Source organism: Saccharopolyspora karakumensis (assembly GCF_004349225.1).
GTDB lineage: Bacteria > Actinomycetota > Actinomycetes > Mycobacteriales > Pseudonocardiaceae > Saccharopolyspora > Saccharopolyspora endophytica.
Genome location: NZ_SMLA01000119.1, coordinates 1 through 1,936, shown reverse-complemented (window position 1 = coordinate 1,936; position 1,936 = coordinate 1). Strand labels below are relative to the sequence as shown.

The following is a 1,936-nucleotide window of genomic DNA, read 5'->3' as shown; positions in this document are numbered from 1 at the left end:
TGTCGACCACGAGCTCCGGTACGGGACCGGTCCATTTCTCCACTTCCACCGCAGCGTGCTGGGCCGTCGTGGCCTGTGACAGGCGGGAAGACGGGACGTCCGGGGTCAGGACATTGGGGTTGCCGTGGCGACAGAAGGAGGGGTCGGCGGGGTCAGGGTCGTACCACGCACCTGTGGAGAGCTGCACGATGCCAGGCCGCATGGTCTCGGTGGTGATCAAACCGGCCAGGCAGGACCCCCTTGCGTTGACGATCCGGATGATGTCGCCGGCCTCGAGGCCGCGTGCTGCGGCGTCGGCTGGGTGCATGCGGGCCGGCTCCCGGCCGCCGATCTTGCTGCGAACGCTGGTCTCGCCGACGTCGAGCTGGCTGTGCAGCCTGGTCCGCGGTTGGTTGGAGATCAGCAGGAGCGGGTACTGCTCGCCGGGTTCGGGCCACTCCTGCGGCCGGCGCCACACTGGGTGACCCGGGCAGTCGTCGTATCCGAACGAGGCGATGGTGTCGCTGAAGATCTCGATCCGGCCAGACGACGTCGGCACCGGGGCCGCGTCGGGGTTCTCGCGGAATGCCGACAGCAAGACCTGACCGGGGTCCGGTACCGGGATCGCGATGCGCTCGCTTGTCCAGAACTCCTCGAACGTCGGCACTGCGCATCCCATTTCTGCGAGCCGACCTCGCCATCCGGTGTAGAGGTGCTCCAGCCATTCCAGCACGCTGCGCCCTTCGCTGAAGGACTCCCCCACTCCCAAGCGCTCGGCCAGGGCCCAGAAGATCGCGTAGTCGTCCCGCGCGGACCCCGCTGGACGTGTCAGCGCCGGCATCGGGAAGAAGTCCGGGTCGTTGCGGCCGGCTCCGAAATCATCCCGTTCGATGCTCATCGTTGCGGGAAGGACGACGTCGGCGTGCCTGGCGGTGCTCGTCCAGAACTGCTCGTGCACGACCACCGTGGATGGCTTGCGGAACGCCTGGCGAAGGCGAGCGAGATCCTGGTGGTGGTGGAACGGGTTACCGCCAACCCAGTAGATCAAGTCGATCTCGGGCAGCCGAATGGTCGACCCGTTGTAGTCGATCTCGCTGCCCGGGTGCAGCAGCGCATCTGCGATTCGCGCGACCGGAATCGCGCTCGGCGCGAGGTTCTTCCCCTGCGGAAGCGCGGGCGGACTGGCGACGCGTCGCGGCAATCCGATATCGGAGGTCGAACCGTAGCCGTGTTGGAAACCACCTCCTGGCAGTCCGATCTGCCCCAGCATGGCCGCGAGAGTCAATCCTGCCCACACGGTCTGCTCGCCGTGCTGCTGGCGCTGCAGCGACCAGCTCACGTTGATCAGCGTCCGCGACCGGGCCATGCGCCGGGCGAGAGCGACGATCGTGTCGACCGTCAGCTCGCACACGCCTGCGGCCCACTCCGGCGATTTCGGCACACCGTCGGCATCCCCGCGCACATACCGCGCAAATTCCGGGTATCCCACGCAGCGGGTGCGGAGAAACTCGCGATCAACGAGGTTTTCGCACTCCAGGACGTACGCAAGCGCCAACATCAGAGCGGTGTCGGTCCCGGGCCGCGGGGAGAGCCACTGCGCTCCGGCCTCCGCGAAGGTGTCGTCGGCGATCGGCGAGATGCTGACGAACTCACACCCGCGCCGCCGAGCCCGCGTGATCGCCTCACGGGTCGTGTGCCTGCCCACGCCGCCCGGTCCGACCGCTGAGTTCTTCTCCGACACACCCCCGAACGCCACGAACAGCTCCGTGTGCTCGGCGACCGACTCCCAGGTCGTGGCATCCGCCATCAGATCGTCCGCCCGCCCGACGACGTGTTGCAGGAGCACGCCCGAAGCGCCGTAGCTGTAGTCACCGAGACCGGAGACGTATCCGCCAAGCGTGTTCAAGAAGCGGTGCAGCTGACTCTGCCCGTGGTGGAAACGTCCGGCACTCGACCA

Annotated in this window: 1 protein-coding gene; it reads right to left on the bottom strand. The window is 67.5% G+C overall.

The features are described 5' to 3' along the window. Positions 1-1,885, bottom strand: a 1,885-nt coding sequence (locus tag E1202_RS31050) for a molybdopterin-dependent oxidoreductase (protein ID WP_235879143.1), incomplete at its 3' end; no start/stop codon positions are given. Positions 1,886-1,936 lie beyond the last annotated feature (51 nt).